Origin of the sequence: Lysinibacillus sp. NPDC058147 (assembly GCF_042884205.1) — a bacterium.
Lineage (GTDB): Bacteria > Bacillota > Bacilli > Bacillales_A > Planococcaceae > Lysinibacillus.
In genome coordinates, this window is record NZ_JBHVUJ010000001.1 from 901,809 (window position 1) to 917,352 (window position 15,544).

At 34.9% G+C, this 15,544-nt stretch carries 20 protein-coding genes and 1 pseudogene; 15 read left to right on the plus strand and 6 right to left on the minus strand.

Annotated features, from left to right (window positions below):
• Positions 1-223: 223 nt before the first annotated feature.
• The gene (locus ACFVT8_RS04280) at positions 224-811 is read right to left on the minus strand and encodes a hypothetical protein (protein WP_387081799.1); all 588 of its coding nucleotides are present in this window, start codon (positions 809-811) and stop codon (positions 224-226) included.
• Positions 812-1,052: 241 nt separating this feature from the next.
• On the opposite strand from ACFVT8_RS04280, the gene ACFVT8_RS04285 reads away from it, so the two are divergent.
• The 12 genes and pseudogenes from ACFVT8_RS04285 (at position 1,053) to ACFVT8_RS04340 (ending at position 9,630) form a co-directional block, all read left to right on the plus strand.
• Positions 1,053-1,775, plus strand: coding sequence for an ATP-binding cassette domain-containing protein (locus ACFVT8_RS04285; RefSeq protein ID WP_387081798.1), 723 nt, complete (start codon positions 1,053-1,055; stop codon positions 1,773-1,775).
• A complete protein-coding gene (locus ACFVT8_RS04290; RefSeq protein ID WP_387081797.1) occupies positions 1,772-2,521 on the plus strand; it encodes an ABC transporter permease in 750 nt (249 codons plus the stop codon). The genes ACFVT8_RS04285 and ACFVT8_RS04290 overlap by 4 nt, the downstream gene beginning before the upstream one ends.
• Positions 2,522-2,525: 4 nt before the next feature.
• Positions 2,526-2,903, plus strand: a complete 378-nt coding sequence (locus ACFVT8_RS04295) for a group-specific protein (RefSeq protein ID WP_387081796.1) — start codon at positions 2,526-2,528, stop codon at positions 2,901-2,903.
• The gene (locus tag ACFVT8_RS04300) at positions 2,884-3,417 is read left to right on the plus strand and encodes an RNA polymerase sigma factor (protein ID WP_387081795.1); all 534 of its coding nucleotides are present in this window, start codon (positions 2,884-2,886) and stop codon (positions 3,415-3,417) included. Before ACFVT8_RS04295 ends, ACFVT8_RS04300 begins: the two co-directional genes overlap by 20 nt.
• Complete coding sequence (locus ACFVT8_RS04305) at positions 3,410-3,658, plus strand: hypothetical protein (protein WP_387081794.1); 249 nt, start codon at positions 3,410-3,412, stop codon at positions 3,656-3,658. The genes ACFVT8_RS04300 and ACFVT8_RS04305 overlap by 8 nt, the downstream gene beginning before the upstream one ends.
• 263 nt (positions 3,659-3,921) lie before the next feature.
• The gene (locus ACFVT8_RS04310) at positions 3,922-5,574 is read left to right on the plus strand and encodes a sensor domain-containing diguanylate cyclase (RefSeq protein WP_387081793.1); all 1,653 of its coding nucleotides are present in this window, start codon (positions 3,922-3,924) and stop codon (positions 5,572-5,574) included.
• Positions 5,575-5,914: 340 nt separating this feature from the next.
• A complete protein-coding gene (locus ACFVT8_RS04315) occupies positions 5,915-6,700 on the plus strand; it encodes a nucleotidyltransferase domain-containing protein (protein WP_387081792.1) in 786 nt (261 codons plus the stop codon).
• Positions 6,701-6,790: 90 nt separating this feature from the next.
• On the plus strand, positions 6,791-6,943 hold the full coding sequence (locus tag ACFVT8_RS04320; protein WP_387081791.1) for a YpzG family protein: 153 nt from the start codon (positions 6,791-6,793) through the stop codon (positions 6,941-6,943).
• A gap of 156 nt (positions 6,944-7,099) precedes the next feature.
• Positions 7,100-8,107, plus strand: coding sequence for a hypothetical protein (locus ACFVT8_RS04325; RefSeq protein WP_387081790.1), 1,008 nt, complete (start codon positions 7,100-7,102; stop codon positions 8,105-8,107).
• Between the two features lie 184 nt (positions 8,108-8,291).
• Positions 8,292-8,492, plus strand: a pseudogene (locus ACFVT8_RS04330) (N-acetyltransferase family protein); the annotation flags it as partial.
• A gap of 13 nt (positions 8,493-8,505) precedes the next feature.
• The gene (locus ACFVT8_RS04335; protein ID WP_387081789.1) at positions 8,506-8,844 is read left to right on the plus strand and encodes a cupin domain-containing protein; all 339 of its coding nucleotides are present in this window, start codon (positions 8,506-8,508) and stop codon (positions 8,842-8,844) included.
• 357 nt (positions 8,845-9,201) lie between these two features.
• On the plus strand, positions 9,202-9,630 hold the full coding sequence (locus ACFVT8_RS04340; RefSeq protein WP_387081788.1) for an NUDIX hydrolase: 429 nt from the start codon (positions 9,202-9,204) through the stop codon (positions 9,628-9,630).
• 83 nt (positions 9,631-9,713) lie between these two features.
• Here ACFVT8_RS04340 and metC read toward each other — a convergent pair whose 3' ends face one another.
• The gene (gene metC / locus ACFVT8_RS04345) at positions 9,714-10,880 is read right to left on the minus strand and encodes a cystathionine beta-lyase (RefSeq protein WP_387081787.1); all 1,167 of its coding nucleotides are present in this window, start codon (positions 10,878-10,880) and stop codon (positions 9,714-9,716) included.
• Positions 10,864-11,997, minus strand: a complete 1,134-nt coding sequence (locus ACFVT8_RS04350) for a methionine biosynthesis PLP-dependent protein (RefSeq protein ID WP_387081786.1) — start codon at positions 11,995-11,997, stop codon at positions 10,864-10,866. The genes metC and ACFVT8_RS04350 overlap by 17 nt, the downstream gene beginning before the upstream one ends.
• 177 nt (positions 11,998-12,174) lie before the next feature.
• On the opposite strand from ACFVT8_RS04350, the gene ACFVT8_RS04355 reads away from it, so the two are divergent.
• The gene (locus ACFVT8_RS04355) at positions 12,175-12,402 is read left to right on the plus strand and encodes a Rossmann-fold NAD(P)-binding domain-containing protein (protein WP_387081785.1); all 228 of its coding nucleotides are present in this window, start codon (positions 12,175-12,177) and stop codon (positions 12,400-12,402) included.
• A 52-nt stretch (positions 12,403-12,454) separates the two neighbouring features.
• Positions 12,455-12,718, plus strand: coding sequence for a Rossmann-fold NAD(P)-binding domain-containing protein (locus ACFVT8_RS04360; protein ID WP_387081784.1), 264 nt, complete (start codon positions 12,455-12,457; stop codon positions 12,716-12,718).
• 68 nt (positions 12,719-12,786) lie between these two features.
• On the opposite strand, the gene mscL is transcribed toward ACFVT8_RS04360, so the two are convergent.
• Complete coding sequence (mscL, locus tag ACFVT8_RS04365; RefSeq protein WP_387081783.1) at positions 12,787-13,176, minus strand: large conductance mechanosensitive channel protein MscL; 390 nt, start codon at positions 13,174-13,176, stop codon at positions 12,787-12,789.
• 168 nt (positions 13,177-13,344) lie between these two features.
• On the opposite strand from mscL, the gene ACFVT8_RS04370 reads away from it, so the two are divergent.
• The gene (locus tag ACFVT8_RS04370) at positions 13,345-14,040 is read left to right on the plus strand and encodes a lytic transglycosylase domain-containing protein (RefSeq protein WP_387081782.1); all 696 of its coding nucleotides are present in this window, start codon (positions 13,345-13,347) and stop codon (positions 14,038-14,040) included.
• 124 nt (positions 14,041-14,164) lie between these two features.
• Here ACFVT8_RS04370 and ACFVT8_RS04375 read toward each other — a convergent pair whose 3' ends face one another.
• Together ACFVT8_RS04375 and ACFVT8_RS04380 are read right to left on the minus strand one after the other, a co-directional pair.
• The gene (locus ACFVT8_RS04375; protein WP_079562065.1) at positions 14,165-14,422 is read right to left on the minus strand and encodes a GlsB/YeaQ/YmgE family stress response membrane protein; all 258 of its coding nucleotides are present in this window, start codon (positions 14,420-14,422) and stop codon (positions 14,165-14,167) included.
• A 215-nt stretch (positions 14,423-14,637) separates the two neighbouring features.
• Positions 14,638-15,183, minus strand: a complete 546-nt coding sequence (locus ACFVT8_RS04380) for a cysteine hydrolase family protein (RefSeq protein ID WP_387081781.1) — start codon at positions 15,181-15,183, stop codon at positions 14,638-14,640.
• Positions 15,184-15,544: the final 361 nt, after the last annotated feature.

Below are 15,544 nucleotides of genomic sequence, written 5' to 3' on the forward strand. Positions count from 1 at the left end.
GAAGAAGAGAAAGAATTAGCACTCGCCATATTCGTTCCTCATTAACGCTCGGAGCTGACATTTACACTAAAGCAAAAAGTCCGAATATCATTTCTTATTAATAAGTTGAAAAATCACTATTAATTGAAGTTATACTTTATGGCTCGAATATATTGTGGGGGCTGAACGAGTTATATAGTGGCTATTATATGTAGTTAATTTCTTTATAGGACATACTTGTTTATTAACTTAATTCGTTAGTTACTACTTGGATAAATTCATCTCGATATTGTGATTCTAAAAAATTAACACCTTTTTTACTGGAAAGTTGTAGTACATATTGAATCTTAGCATCATCTTGCTCCATAAAGGCTTTTTCTACATATTGTAAATCTTGCAAGATATGATGTATAAATGTGTCCCCTTCTCTTTTGATATCTATAGCAATAAAATCAAAAGATAATAATGTTTTAGTAGGGATTATAATTTTATCAAACAGATAGTTTAAAGCTTTAAACGGAACATAAGGGATACCTTTTTTATACTCATATTTCTCAATAATAGGTAGAACTTCATCAATAAATCTTTGTATTGTTTCTATATCGTAAAGCTTTGTATCTTCTAAATCATGCTTCTCAATAATATGTTGTAATTTGTCATATTGATTTTGTTCTAAAAGTTGCTTCATATAAAGGAGCTCTTCTTTGAATTTAGATCGTACTTTTTTACTTAATTGTCGATGATCAATAACAGCGTATTCGATTAGCTTCCAGTCTATCTCTGGACCAAAATGTGGTCCTAAAAAATACTTAAGTTCTTCAAAATCGCTCACTTCGGTAACTCCCTTAATTAGTATTCTATTAATCGTAAAGTAAAAACAATAAAAAATTAGGCCTAACCATTCATTGTGTTGAAATACCTTTATTTTTACTTAATTTACAATAATTATATATTTTACATAAAAAATTATTTTATAGAAACATATATTTTTATTTCATTTTTTTAAAAATAAAATGAACCATTTGCAATCCCCGTTTGTATAGTCAGTGAACATATAAAAAGGGAGTGTTATTTTGGAGCTTATTGTGAAGGATATTGTGAAAAAATATAATGGTGTGAACGTTTTGGATGGTGTGTCGGCCACATTTAAAAAGGGTTATTGTTATTTAATATTAGGTCAGAATGGAGCAGGTAAATCTACATTATCAAAATGTATAGCTGGAGATGTAAAACCTGATGGTGGTTCCATTCTATTCAATGATTCATCCCAATATGTGCATGAGCAAGTTGCGCTGCAGTACCAATTTTTTTCGAGTTATCAGCATCTTAAAATTCGTGAAGTGTTGGCTTTTTTTACTACATTGACGAACAATAAAAATGATTTGGGGGAGCTCTATGAAATATTAGGATTACCAACTTATGACCACATCTTGTTGAAAAATGCATCAGGCGGTCAACGAAAAGCAGTATCCATCTTCCTTTCTTTTTTATTAAATAAACCAATCATCATATTAGATGAGCCATTTGCTGATTTAGATTTAACAAAGAAAAAGCAATTGATGTTTTACTTACAGCAAGAAATTCGTCAACGTAATAAAATGATCATCATTATTAGTCATGAGGTGGCAGGGTTAGAACCGTTATTTGATTATGTAGTGATCTTAAAAGACGGGAAGCTTATTGAAAATAGCACACAGGATGAACTCTATAAAAAATACACAGATGCGAAATTACCAGGAATCGAAGGTCTCTACTATGAAGTGACAGGACAAATTTTAGGAGGAAAAGCGGGATGATTAAACAAATTGCACGCATGTATATGTTAGAAAATGTTCGTAGCCTAGGGATGGCTATTGGAAATTTGCTACCAGCTTATATCTTTTTGGGTATATCATTTTTTGCTAAAAGCGCAATGACTGAAGAATCATTTAATTTTTTGATTAAAGGTCAGTTTTTACCGATTTCTATAATAATGCTAATCTTCTTCTTTTGTTTTTCTAGTGCTACAATCTATTTAACAGATATGAAAGCCAATAAAACCCTTCAATGGGTGCAACGTACAGGCATTAAGCCTCACACTTACTTTATAGGAATGGGAGTCGGTGTTTTTACTTTATTAAATCTATTCTTAGTGTTACTACTCTTTGGCTACTCTTTTATTATTGATATTTCATTATCTTCATTTTTGCTAATTATTTTAATGAGTAACTTTGTGTTACTGGCATTATATCCATTGAGTTTTATATTGGCTGGTCTATTTAAAAATGAAAGAGTGGCAACAAGTATGTTGCAACCGATTATGTTGATATTTATGTTTTCAATACAAATGTCAACGATGTTTTTAACATTAGCGAAAAAAAACCCCCAAGATTATTTTGTTTTTTTAATTTGGAATCCGATGCTATATTTATTTGACAGCTTACAAGTGTCTTTAAATTTAATGGACGAAACATGGCTTCCACAATATCAGTATTTTATGATTTTAACAGTTCTTAGCCTGATGCTAGCAACTATCGCAAAAAAAGTATATAACAGTAGGTGATCTAATGGGAATTGGATGGATTGTGTCTCTTATTATTGGTGGCATCATGATGGTAGTAATCATAGTGATTGCTATTTCCATGGAGCGAAAATATATTGTACGTGAGAATGGGAAAATTAACTATAAAAAATCAACGGTTTATTTACGCTGGAATGTGTTTGATACATTAACGCTTGTCTTAGCTATTTATACGATATTTTGTGTGCAGGCATTAAATATGCTCGTGTCTAAGGGACAAACAATCGAAAATCCATATGTGCAGTTTTTTACAAACCAATCGCAAGTATGGGTCATTGTAACAGTCGCATACTTAGTTTCACGTGTGTCCATGACATTGAAGTCCATTAAGGCTCATTGGGGGGATGAGCTGGATGATGAGTAATGAGGAGTGGATGGAGGCCTATAAAAACGGTGATGTCGAGGGCTTTGAACAGCTCTATAGTCGTTTGTATGAGCCATTGTACTGCTTTTTATTTCGCTATACTCGAGAAGATCAGCTAAGCATTGATATTGTGCAAGATACCTTTGAGCGTTTACAATATATAAAAGAAGATTTTGACCAGCAAAAGGGAACGGTTAAGGCGTTTTTATTTCAAATCGCTTATCGCTTAATGATTAATAAATTGAATCGGCGTAAAAAATGGCGCACGCTCTTCCCGTTTTTAGTACCGACGTCAAGCCATCGAATGTCTGCTGACGAGAAATTGACGATACAAGAGGCGATACTTCAATTACCCGAAAAGCAACGAGCAGTTATTTTGCTTGTTTATTATCATGATTTGCCACAGGAGGAAATTGCACAAATTTTGTCCATTCCCCTTGGTACCGTTAAATCGAGGCTACATAATGCGATAAGGACTTTAAAGGAAGAGCTAAAGGAGGATTTCGATGCTTAAGGATGAATTTCAAAAGGAACAATGGTTAAAAGACAGCTTAGATAACGATAAAGTGGAGATCCCCCAGCAACTGATAACCTACAAGAAAAGTCGCTGGCAACGTTTTCTTCAATATTTAGCTTCACCAACAAAGGATCCATTAGAGTCAATATGCACATCTTCAGTTGGCTACACCTCTTTGAAAGTAGTGCCCATTGTTGCGGCCGTATTTATTACAATTCTCCAAATTTTAATGCAATAAATTTTATCAACTAATCAATTATGCCTCGGCATAATTGCGTCCGGAATCGGCTTTGTGCTTGCACAAAGAACTCCTTTCCGATTTTCGTGACATCCGCCGGAGGCTTTAACTTCTTTCAGCGGACGTTTCACTTCAGTACAATTTGCTGAAAGAAGTTAAATTTCTCACTGCCACAATCACTCGGTTGTGGTATTTTTAATGAGTAAAATACTATTTATTGCCCATTTTAAGGAAATATTTAGATTAATTTGGAGGTAAATGCTTTGAGGGTTTTAAAAATGATTCCACAGCCAAACACAATAAAAGGTCAGCTTCATCGAACGCTTGTATGGATTACGTTTATTATTGGCCTATGTATTTTTATTCCAACGCTTTATATTGAATATCGACAAACCATTCAACATCAAAATGAAGAGATGGCACATTATTTGGATGCTCAAACATATTTTTTTGAAAGCTGGTTATCAGAACGATCCAGTGATATACATACAATAGCTAATTTAGATTTTATAAAAGACTATAATTTTGAAAAATCGCAAGTTTTTTTTCAAGAATATAAAGAAAAAACAAATTTCACAGACTTAATATTCGTCAATAAAGAGGGTATCGTGCAAGTTGATACAGTTACTGAACACAGTAAAAATGGTGTAAGTATGGATGTAAATGATCGTAAGTACTTTCAAGTTGCTAAAAAAACGAAACAACCATATATTACAGATATTTTAATAAGTAAAGTTACAAAGCAGCCTATTATTGCATTTGCTTCACCGATTCTTAATGCACAGCAACAGTTCAATGGTGTAGTTTTTGGAACAGTAAATTTAGAGACCATCGATCAACTGCTACAAGAATCGAGAGTGGGCTTTTTAGGTCATGCTTATATTATAGATCAAGAAGGTACTATGCTCTCGGAATTTAACAATAAACAACAACTGTCTTCTTCTGGAAATTATTTAGTTGATAAGCATATCCTAAACGCAGCGTTAAAAAATAAAACAAGCGGGCTCGACCTTTATAAAGACGCGAATAATAAGTGGGTTCTTGCTAAAAGCAAGCCTATAAATGGAGGGAAATGGTTTATCATATCTGAAATTGGTCTGTTTGAGGCCTACAAACCATTAATCAATAGATTTTTATGGATAACCCTTTGTTTAGTAGTAGGGTCATTTTTTATGATTAAAATGATGTTACATCTTTCAAAAAAAATTGAAGAACCTATCCAGCAGCTTCTTACAGGTGTTAGGAAGGTAGAACAAGGTTTTTATGAATATCAAATAAATGACCATCAGTTGACTCCATATGCACAAGAATTTCAGGAGCTTTGCGCTTCCTTCAATGAAATGAACGACAAGGTGAGAAAAGATACTATTTTACTGAAAGAATTATCGATTACCTGTCAGTTGACGAAGCTGTATAATCGTCGTTATTTAATTGAGCAGGGGGAGCTTGTTTTTCAGAAATGTTTAGTAGAACAAAACCATTGTTCATGTATAGCGATTGACATTGATTTTTTCAAAAAGGTCAATGATTCATATGGACATTTAATTGGTGATGAAGTACTAAAGCACGTCGCAAACATCATTACAAATTCTGTGCGAAGAATCGACATTGTTACAAGGTATGGGGGAGAGGAGTTTGTCATTTTATCCCCAAATACTACTCTAGAGAGTGCAGTGAAAATTGCGGAAAGAGTTCGGCAACATGTTGAAGATAATTCTTATATTGTGGATGATTTTGAGATCAATGTGACAGTGAGTATTGGCATTGCAGGATACGGTCATTCTGAAAATATTTCAACATTTTACGAGCTGCTTGACAAGGCGGATCAAGCACTTTATATTGCAAAGGACAGCGGTCGAAACCAACTTAGAGTTTGTGATAATACAGGCATAGTTGATGTAGGGCAAATGTTTTAACTTCTTTCAGCATTGTTTTTTGTACCGAAAGCATCCGCTGAAATAATGGAACTCAGTCTAAGAGCGCCACGTCCTGTGGCAACGACTGAGTGACCAACATCGTATTGGCCTAAAGCCTCCGGCGGATGTCAAGAAATCGGCAAGGAGGTCAATATATGATGATGTTAGCCTAAGATCATCGCATCCATGCGATAACCGCTAACTGACCTGCATCGGTGCTTTGTTGCTGTCGCTTCGCTTTCGCGCAATAAACATTTGCAGGCCTAAGCACAAAGCCGATTTCGGGTGCAATTATGCCGAGGCATAATTGATAAAACTAAATTTGGAAAGTGGTATTTATATGAAGGAAATCATACTAAGTAAATTAAAAGAAATTGAAAATGAGTATCAAGTAAAAATTTTATATGCAGTAGAATCGGGTAGTCGTGCTTGGGGATTTCCTTCTAAGGATAGTGATTATGATGTTCGTTTCATATATATTCATCAACCTCAATGGTATCTTTCAATCGACCCTCAAGGGATTGGGGCAAAGAGGGATGTAATTGAAGTGCCTATCAATGATTTGTTGGATATTAGTGGTTGGGAAATAACAAAAGCATTAAGGTTATTTCGTAAAAGCAATCCACCTCTTTTAGAATGGTTACGAAGTAATATTATTTATGACCAACAATATTCATTTATTGACAATGTACGATCTTTAGAAAGAGAAGTATTTTATCCAAATGCAAGCTTATATCACTATTTAAATATGGCAAAAAACAATTATCGTGAGTATTTACAGGGCACAGAAGTAAAAATAAAAAAATATTTCTATGTCCTCAGACCAATTTTAGCATGTAAATGGATCGAAAAAAACAATACGGTTCCACCAATTGATTTTCAGGAATTGTTAAATGAAATCATTTCTGAGGGCCCTTTAAAAACGGAAATTCAGCAACTTTTGCAGAGAAAGATGGCTGGTGATGAACTAAATATGGAGCCGCGAATTGAAAGCATTAATGAGTATTTAGATAAAGAAATAAAACATATTGAGACATATTGCAAAAATCTTCATGTTAATGTCGATGACCCTACACAAAAATTAGATGCGTTATTTAGAAGTACATTGCAAGAAGTGTGGGGTTAATGAATATAGAAAACTGAATAAATTTTTATTGCAAGGTCATACTAAAAAAGGTTTCACTTATGAAATCTATATTGATGAGGAGGATGGCAAATGAGTAGGTTTGAAAATTTAGACCCAAAATCTCAAAAAATCCACCGCAACTGGTCAAGGATTAAGCGCTCAAAATCTCAAGTAAATGGTGAAACGGAGATTACCCTTCATAACCGTATCTTGAGAAGTGAAGCAAAAGCCCGTCAGTTTTAATCAGCTAGAAAAGTAAGTGTCATCAAGCCCAGAAAATATTCTGGGTTTTTTTATTTTTTTAGAAATATGAAATGACCAATTATTATTTTATCTTCAATTATTTGTAATTTATCCGATATAGTCTTTAACACAAATAAAGGGGGAGACATTTTTATTATGAAGATAACAACTAATACTAATACGGTAAATTTTCTTCAATCGACGAATGTTCAAACTAAGGGGGAAAATTTTCAAACAGTAAAAAAAGAACAGGATGCTGTAACAATCGGAGCGGAAGCACGAAAATTATTCGATAATAAAATTCAATTACAAGATGTACCAGATGAAATAGCTCAAAAAATAGCTTCAATTTTTAAGGATGGTGGGAAATTAAATTTTGTTGAAAGTGAGGAGCAACAAGCTATTCGTGCGGAACAGCAGGCGCGATTTGACGAAGAGATTGAACATAATGTTCTTGCTTTAATTATTCCACATATTCAAACAAATGAAAAGCTTGTAAATAGTTTGAAGGGAGCGAGCCAGCAAGTATTTGATGCTACATACACAACAATTTCTCAAAACTTTTTAGTGCATGATGTTGGCAACATGACTGAAGAACAACGTCAAGCTATGATTTCACTTGGTTTAGAAAAAGCCCAATATATTGCAGATAACTATTTATCAGGGCAACAGGCAAAAGATTATATGGATGCCATGACAACGATTGCAAAATTTGCCGTCAATGGTGTGAAAAATGACGATGGCACAGTAAATTATGCGATCGAAAAGGGTCCTTTAGTACATGCACCTGATGATTATATTCATATAGATGACCTTGTGAAAGAAGCCTTCCCTGAAAAATGGCAGAGCTTTAAAGATAAAATATTAGCAGCTACTGAAAAACAGGATCAAGACGCGCTTCTTGAAGCATTCAAGGAATATAACCAACTAGTTAAATCAATTTATACAAATCAATCACATCTTGTACAAAAGAAAATTGAGAATTATAATGACTGGCAAGAAACAATCAAAAATACATTGATTCCAAATCATTTTAGTCAGTTAGATAAAACTTCTCTTTCTAATTTTGTTGAAGATATTATGACAAAAAATTCTTGGTTATCAAATGATTTTTTAGCGAAGGATTTAAAATATTTCCAAAGATATTTGACTAGAAATCAATAATTAAAAACTGAGAGGCTTCAGCATGTCGACAATAGAAACCTTATGAATATTTGAAAGGAGTAAAGATTTTGACGCAAAAAATCAAAATAAGAGTTGCCAGTGAAGAAGATGCTCAAGCCTTATTGGAAATTCAGAAAGAAGTTTTAGCAGAAGAAACTTATTTAATCACTACATAGATGAATTTCAAAAGCTACTAGAATGGGCAGAGCGCAACCCTTATATTGAAAAGATTAATCTTGGCGTATTTTCAACAAACGAAAGGGCTATCACGCTTTGTAAAAAAATGGGGTTTATTGAAGAAGGAAGAAAAATCAATGAAATTAAACTACATGACAATGAATATATAGACGATGTTCTAATGTACAGGATGGTTGAAAAAATTTGAAGGGGATGCTGACATGATAAAATATAATTTCACACAAGAATTGGCCAATCAAATTAATAATTATCAATCGATAGATGCTTTTTATACGAAAATCATGAAAACAGTGGAGCCTACAAATATCGGCTTCATTTATATAGAGCCTGGTGGTGTTGTTGGGATGCATGAGGCGCCTGTACCACAGTTATTTATTGTGATTCAGGGTGATGGATGGGTTTGCAGTGAGGATCGAGAGAAAGTATTTATAAAAACTGGAGAAGGTGTTCTTTGGCAAACAGGAGAAGCACATGAATCTGGGAGTAGTTCAGGGTTAACAGCACTAGTCATCCAATCCGAGCAAATCAATCTTTCATAGATTACATATAAAATGTGAAACGGAGTGAGTTATAGCTTCGTTACACTAAGTAGTTATTTTTAAGCTAAGTTTAACTGTTTTCAATAAATGACCATCAAATAACTCATCAAACTCCTCCAATTTCTTGAAGCACTTCGCTCCTCTAATCGCTTCGCTGGAGGGTCCCATTTGTGATGCTAATCTCCGAGAAGTCGCCCAGTCTTCACTCCAATCAGCTAGCTCTTTTTGGCAAGTTCTTGCACAAAAATGATGTCATAATTTTGCAAATGTCGTATAATTGATATCAAATACTTTTCACCTATAGTTCCAATTTTTCTATTTATTGTAACAATAAATCGCGCGAAGGGGGATGACTTCATGCAAGTTGTTGAAAAGGCATTTGGTTATATTACGAGGGAGCATGATGGTCAGTTACAAGTGCTAGTATTTGAGCAAAATACAGAAGGAGCAGGGATTCAAATTCCTAAAGGCACGGTAGAGGAAGGGGAAACACCGCTAGAGGCAGTAACACGGGAGATGTTTGAGGAGACAGGTTTATCCTGTTTAGAAGTAAAGGGGTTAATTGCTCAGGATTATTTTAATCATCATTCAGGACTATTACAAAAACGCTATTTTTATCATTTAACGACAAATGAACAACGAGATTCATGGAAGCATTGTCCGACAGGTGTAAATGAGACAGGATTTGAATTTTCATTTTACTGGATAAAAGATGAACAAGAAGTAACTTTGGCAAAGGGACATGGAGATTATTTATATAGAGTGTTAGCTCGTGTGAACAACTGATTGTTAAGCATAAACATTTAGAAGGTACATTTAATGAACAAAACCGCGTTTTTCGTAAATCGAAAACGCGGTTGTTTTGTTGTTTATATAGCCTTTGCGGCAATTACTTCTAATGCCTGAGCGAAATCGGCAATCAGATCGTCAACATGCTCTAGTCCTACTGAAAATCGTAATAGTCCATCAGTAATACCACGTTTTTCACGCTCCTCAGGCTCCATTGCTGCATGACTCATTTTAGCAGGGTAGGATAAAATTGATTCAACTCCACCAAGAGAGACAGCGAAAACTGGAATTTTCATTGCCTCTACTAGCGCTTTTGCAGCTTCATAGCTTGATAGGCGGAAGGATAGTACTGCTCCTGCACTTGTGGACTGACTATGATGAATCTCATAACCAGGATGTGTTGCAAGCCCCGGGTAGTAAACTTGCTCGACAAGGGAATTTGCAGCTAAAAACTCTGCAATCTTTTGTGCCGATTCAGCAGAACGAGTAAAACGCACATCTGTTGTTTTTATATTTTGCAATAGAGTAAAGCAGTCTTGTACACCTAATATATTACCGAATGAATTTTGGATAAAGTACAGATCCTGACCAAGCTTTTCGTCAGCTGTTACTGTCAAACCTGCGATAATATCGGAATGCCCAGATAAAAACTTTGTAGCACTATGAATAACAACATCGACGCCTAGCTCAAGTGGACGTTGGTATAAAGGTGTCATAAAAGTATTGTCTAAAAACGTTAAGCAATCATGATGCTTGGCAAGTGCTACTACACCACGAATATCTGTAATGCCAAGTGTTGGATTTGACGGTGTTTCCATATAAAGTAGCTTTGTAGCTGGTGTAATAGCTGCTTCTACCGCTGCTAAATCTGTGAAATCAACGAAAGTATGGGAAATACCGAAGCGTGGTAAAACCTTGGAGATGAAGCGGTATGTTCCACCATAAACATCTTCCGTAATGACAATATGGTCCCCTTGAGATAGTAGCATTAATGCCGCAGATACAGCAGCAATCCCAGAAGAAAATGCATGGGCTCGTACTCCGCCTTCAAGCTCTGCTACTGCTTTTTCTAATGCATCACGCGTAGGGTTGCCAGAACGTGCATAATCATATTCGCCAAATTCATCGATACTCTCCTGATGGAAAGTAGATGATAAATACATAGGAACGTTGACTGCACCTTTTTTATTTTCAAAGCCATCACGTACACCTGCGTGAATTAAGCTTGTTTCAATATGCTGCTTCATTTTTAACCTCTTTTCTAAGTATATTGAATACTTGTTTTAAATCTGCAATTAAATCTTCAGCCTCCTCAACCCCAACAGAGAAGCGCAGTAATCGGTCACATACTCCACGTTCAATACGCTCCTCATACGGCATATCTGCATGTGTTTGAGTAGCAGGATACGTAATAAAGCTTTCAACCCCACCAAGGCTTTCAGCAAAAATAATTAGCTTCAAATTTCGAAGGAATGGGTCAATCCACTCAGCTTTTTCTAAGCGGAATGAAAGCATGCCACCTTTTCCTGTGTATAGCACGTCAGTTACAAGCTCTTCTTCCTCTAAATATGCGGCAATTGCTTTGGCGTTCGCATCGTGCTGCTTTAATCGAAGATGCATTGTTTTTAATCCACGAATAAGTAACCAGGAATCCATCGCACCTAATACCATACCGCTACCATTATGAATAAAGCCAATACGTTCTGCTAATTCAGCACCTTTTGCGACAACTAAACCAGCTAACACATCATTATGTCCACCAATATATTTAGTAGCCGAATGAATGACAATGTCTGCACCTAACTCGATTGGACGTTGGAAATATGGTGTATAAAACGTATTATCGACAATTAACCAAGCCCCATGCTTGTGAGCTAATTGTGCATATACTTGCAAATCAAATTCCTGCATAAGCGGATTTGTTGGCGTTTCAATGAATAGTGCGCGCGTATTGTCGTTGATTAATGCTTCTACTTGTTCAACTGATTCAAATTTTGAGTAGACAGGCTTAATATTGTATGTTTCTTCAAAGAAATTAAAAAGTCGATATGTACCACCATATAAATCATCAGGTACCACTAATTCATCACCAGGCTTAAACAATGATAGAACTAGTTGAATGGCTGCCATCCCAGAACTACAGGCAAAGCCTGCATCTCCGCCCTCTAAATCGGCAATTCCTGCTTCTAATAGAGCACGAGTTGGATTTTTTGTACGTGTATAATCAAAACCAGTGGATTCACCGATACCTGTATGTTTGTAAGCTGTCGATAAATGGATAGGTGGGCTGACAGCGCCAGTTCTAGGATCACTTAAATTACCAAGTTGTACAAGTTTTGTTTCAATACTTCTGCTGTTTGTCATGTCGTCACTCTTTTCTTCATCATAATAAAAAGGGGGGCTATTAAACCTTCTTTTCCCCATATTCTCAATAATTGTTACCAATTTAACATGTATACTAAAGAAGAACAAGATAATTTCAGAAAATTAGCTAGATTATTTATATCAAATCATCTAGGAATAGTAGGGAAAGAAAAGTAAATGAAACATTGGTTAGTGATAGGTGGAACAGGAATGCTAAAGGATGTTTCTGTGTGGCTTATAAAGGAAGGTAATCATGTAACCGTTATCAGGAGACAACAAAAGAAAATGCAAAAATTGATAAACGAAGCTAAAAATGCTTCAAATTTGACGCCTTTATTGGTTGATTATACGAATTACAATAGCTTTAAAGTTAATAGAGTCTCAAGAAATACAAGGGCCGTTTGATTATATTATTGCTTGGATTCATGGTTCTGATACAAGAGTTTGGAAGTCGTTTTTGCAAGTAATTCCTAACTCTAAAAGTGTAGTTTTATACCATATAAAAGGAAGTAGCTCTTACTTAATTAATGACCGTACAAAAAGTTATTTCCCTTTTAATATAACTTATAGAGTGGTGAAACTGGAATTTATACTAGAAGACAACAACTCTTCAAGATGGCTAACAAATAGTGAAATTGCACAAGGAATAATAGATGCAATAGAACAAGAAATACCAGAAAAACATGTAGGCGTTTTTGAACCATGGAGTTTACGTCCTTAAACTAAAAGAATCTGCCTATTACCTCGTATAAGTCGAGATAATTAGCAGATTCTCTTTTTAACTTTAATTTAAGCTTGTTCTTTCTTTAATAAATCTCGTATTTCTTTTAGAAGTTCTTCTTTAGCATCCAATTCTGGTGTTGGTTCTTCCACAGCAGCCTCTTCTTTTTTACTAGTTAGCTTAGTCATAATTCGTAATGCCATGAAAATTGCAAATGCGATAATAAAAAAGTCAAGAATTGACTGTAAAAATACGCCTAATTTTACTTGAGCCTCGCCTGAGCCATACATAAAGCTTTTTGTTAAATCAATACCACCAGTTAAGACACCGACTAATGGCATAATGATATTTTCAACTAAAGAGGTAACAATTTTACCGAAAGCACCGCCAATTACTACTGCTACTGCTAGATCGACAATATTACCTTTCATAGCAAATTCTTTAAAGTCTTTCCACAAAACAAATTCCTCCTATTATTATCCATATAAAATAATCGAATTATATTCTACTATATTTTTCCCTCTCTTTTCAACTATTATAGTAGTGGTAATTATATACTGAAAAATCTGCTATATAATCGAAAATTTTGGTAATATAGAAATAGAATAAAAGATTAGGTGTGACATATGACGAAAAAAAAGAAGAAAAAGCCGATGCTATCGCCTTCCGCTCAATTAGGCATGATAGCTTTATTAATACCAATAGCGATAACTGTTTGTGTTTTCGCTTTTTTTGCATGGAAGGAGCTACAAACGTTACCTATATTTGAAAAATTAGCACGGGAAAAAGCACTAGAAGAAATTCAACAAAATTTCGATATGAAAATTCCTGAGCAATATATTTCGATTTATGTAGCAGCAGAAGAGAAATACGGCGTGCCTTGGACTTTGCTTGCAGCCCATCATCGAATTGAAACACGATTTTCCTCAATGAAATCGCTCGTTTCACCAGCTGGCGCAGAAGGCCCAATGCAGTTTATGCCTTGTACTTTTGTCGGTTGGAAACATCCTTCCTGTTCAGGGTTAGGAAAAGGGGATATATCTAAAGCTGAATTAATGGATCCAGAAAGCATTAAAAAATATGGTGGATATGGCGTAGATGCTAATGGAGACGGCATAGCAGATCCTTATGATATCGAGGACGCTATATTTAGTGCCGCGAATTATTTATCGAAAAATGGCGCAGCAGATGGTCATATAAAGCAAGCTGTTTTTAAGTACAATCATAGTGATGAATATGTTAAAAAGGTATTACATTATTTTAATTTGTATAATGACTATCATGATGAGCTAAAGGAAGCAGTCGTTTATAAAGAAAAGTAAATGCCGCTTAAAACACTTTTCTAACAAAAACACTCGTTTTGCCAAGAGCCATTTTATTCTGATGGACACATTTTTTTCAACAACATATAAAGAGCCATCAAAATGATGGCTCTTTATTACATATTTAGGTTGCTTTTCGCATACCTTTTAAAATAAGGCTTACGATGAAGATCAGCACGACAGCACCAATTAATGCTGGGAATACGTAAAAATTACTAACTCGCCAACCCCAGTTGCCAAGAACCATACTACCGATCCACGAACCGACAACCCCAGCAACAATATTTCCAATTATGCCGCCAGGTACATCTTTACCTAAAATTACGCCAGCTAACCAACCTAATACTCCGCCGATGATTAAATACCAAATGAAGCTAATCATTTTTTTCATCTCCTTAAACTAAGATATAATGGCGATTGCTTAGTTATGCCCTGAATGGAGTATATTAAACGCGCCTCGCTTCTTTAGTAATTATTACAAATTCACAAAAAGGTTTTATCTATATTTAGCTTATGCTGATACCTCACTTTTGTGAAAAAAACATCTGTAAGTGTTTTCAGTAGCGAAGAAACTACATTACGCCAACGCGAAATGGATTACTTAATAACAGTTGCGCCTAATGTATGTTCAAAATGACGTAATGCCCATTCATGACCTGCAGCATCAAAACTTGCAACTCCATCTGCATAAACAACGGTTGAAATGCCCAAATTATAAGCATCAACTGCTGTATGTAAAATACAAATATCAGTACAAACGCCAACTAAATGAATTTCTTTGATACCTCGTTCATTCAATAAAATCGATAAATTGGTTCCGGCAAATGCGCTATAGCGAGTTTTATCGAGCCACAAAACTTTATCCTTGTGAAGGTTATAAATTTCGCCAACTTGCCCAAATAAATGACGTCCTTTTGTACCGCGAATATTATGAGGGGGGAATAGCTTTGTTTCAGGATGGAATGGATCATCTTCCTCATGTAAATCATTTGCAAAAACGACAAATTCGTTTTCAGTAATAAATTTTTGAATTAAAGATGAGATTTTATTATCTAGTACTTGACCGGGCTCTCCACATGTTAGTTTTCCGTCAGTAGCTACAAAATCATACGTATAATCAATTACCAATAAAGCCTTTTTCAATGTTTACACTCTCCTTATAGGCATAATTTCACTTTTTATCATGCCATATTTGGGCCTGTTTGTCAGAAAAATGATTCTAATTTAATATTACGAATAGTTTGAAAATTGTGTTTTCTGAGAGTATAATGTGAAAAAAGGAGAGTGGTCTTTATGAATATGACAGCTATGAAACGTTTAAATCGCCAAGGATTGCTTATTGCAGGCTTACATCTGCTAGTATTGTTAAATTTAGCAGCAGATTTTATATTCTCCTCGTAATCTTTTAATAAAATAGAAAGGTGAGTTTAATGCTTGTCCATAATTAAAACAACCGTGAAGGCAAATTTGTTTATATGTCCACGGTTGTTTTTTATTGTCCTAA

Coding starts and splice junctions, on each gene's coding strand:
- ACFVT8_RS04290 (WP_387081797.1), top strand. CDS start 1,772: ATGATTAAACAAATTGCACGCATGTATATGTTAGAAAATGTTCGTAGC.
- ACFVT8_RS04295 (WP_387081796.1), top strand. CDS start 2,526: ATGGGAATTGGATGGATTGTGTCTCTTATTATTGGTGGCATCATGATG.
- ACFVT8_RS04300 (WP_387081795.1), top strand. CDS start 2,884: ATGAGCTGGATGATGAGTAATGAGGAGTGGATGGAGGCCTATAAAAAC.
- ACFVT8_RS04305 (WP_387081794.1), top strand. CDS start 3,410: ATGCTTAAGGATGAATTTCAAAAGGAACAATGGTTAAAAGACAGCTTA.
- ACFVT8_RS04315 (WP_387081792.1), top strand. CDS start 5,915: ATGAAGGAAATCATACTAAGTAAATTAAAAGAAATTGAAAATGAGTAT.
- ACFVT8_RS04320 (WP_387081791.1), top strand. CDS start 6,791: ATGAGTAGGTTTGAAAATTTAGACCCAAAATCTCAAAAAATCCACCGC.
- ACFVT8_RS04325 (WP_387081790.1), top strand. CDS start 7,100: ATGAAGATAACAACTAATACTAATACGGTAAATTTTCTTCAATCGACG.
- ACFVT8_RS04335 (WP_387081789.1), top strand. CDS start 8,506: ATGATAAAATATAATTTCACACAAGAATTGGCCAATCAAATTAATAAT.
- ACFVT8_RS04340 (WP_387081788.1), top strand. CDS start 9,202: ATGCAAGTTGTTGAAAAGGCATTTGGTTATATTACGAGGGAGCATGAT.
- metC (WP_387081787.1), bottom strand. CDS start 10,880: ATGAAGCAGCATATTGAAACAAGCTTAATTCACGCAGGTGTACGTGAT.
- ACFVT8_RS04350 (WP_387081786.1), bottom strand. CDS start 11,997: ATGACAAACAGCAGAAGTATTGAAACAAAACTTGTACAACTTGGTAAT.
- ACFVT8_RS04355 (WP_387081785.1), top strand. CDS start 12,175: ATGAAACATTGGTTAGTGATAGGTGGAACAGGAATGCTAAAGGATGTT.
- ACFVT8_RS04370 (WP_387081782.1), top strand. CDS start 13,345: ATGACGAAAAAAAAGAAGAAAAAGCCGATGCTATCGCCTTCCGCTCAA.
- ACFVT8_RS04375 (WP_079562065.1), bottom strand. CDS start 14,422: ATGATTAGCTTCATTTGGTATTTAATCATCGGCGGAGTATTAGGTTGG.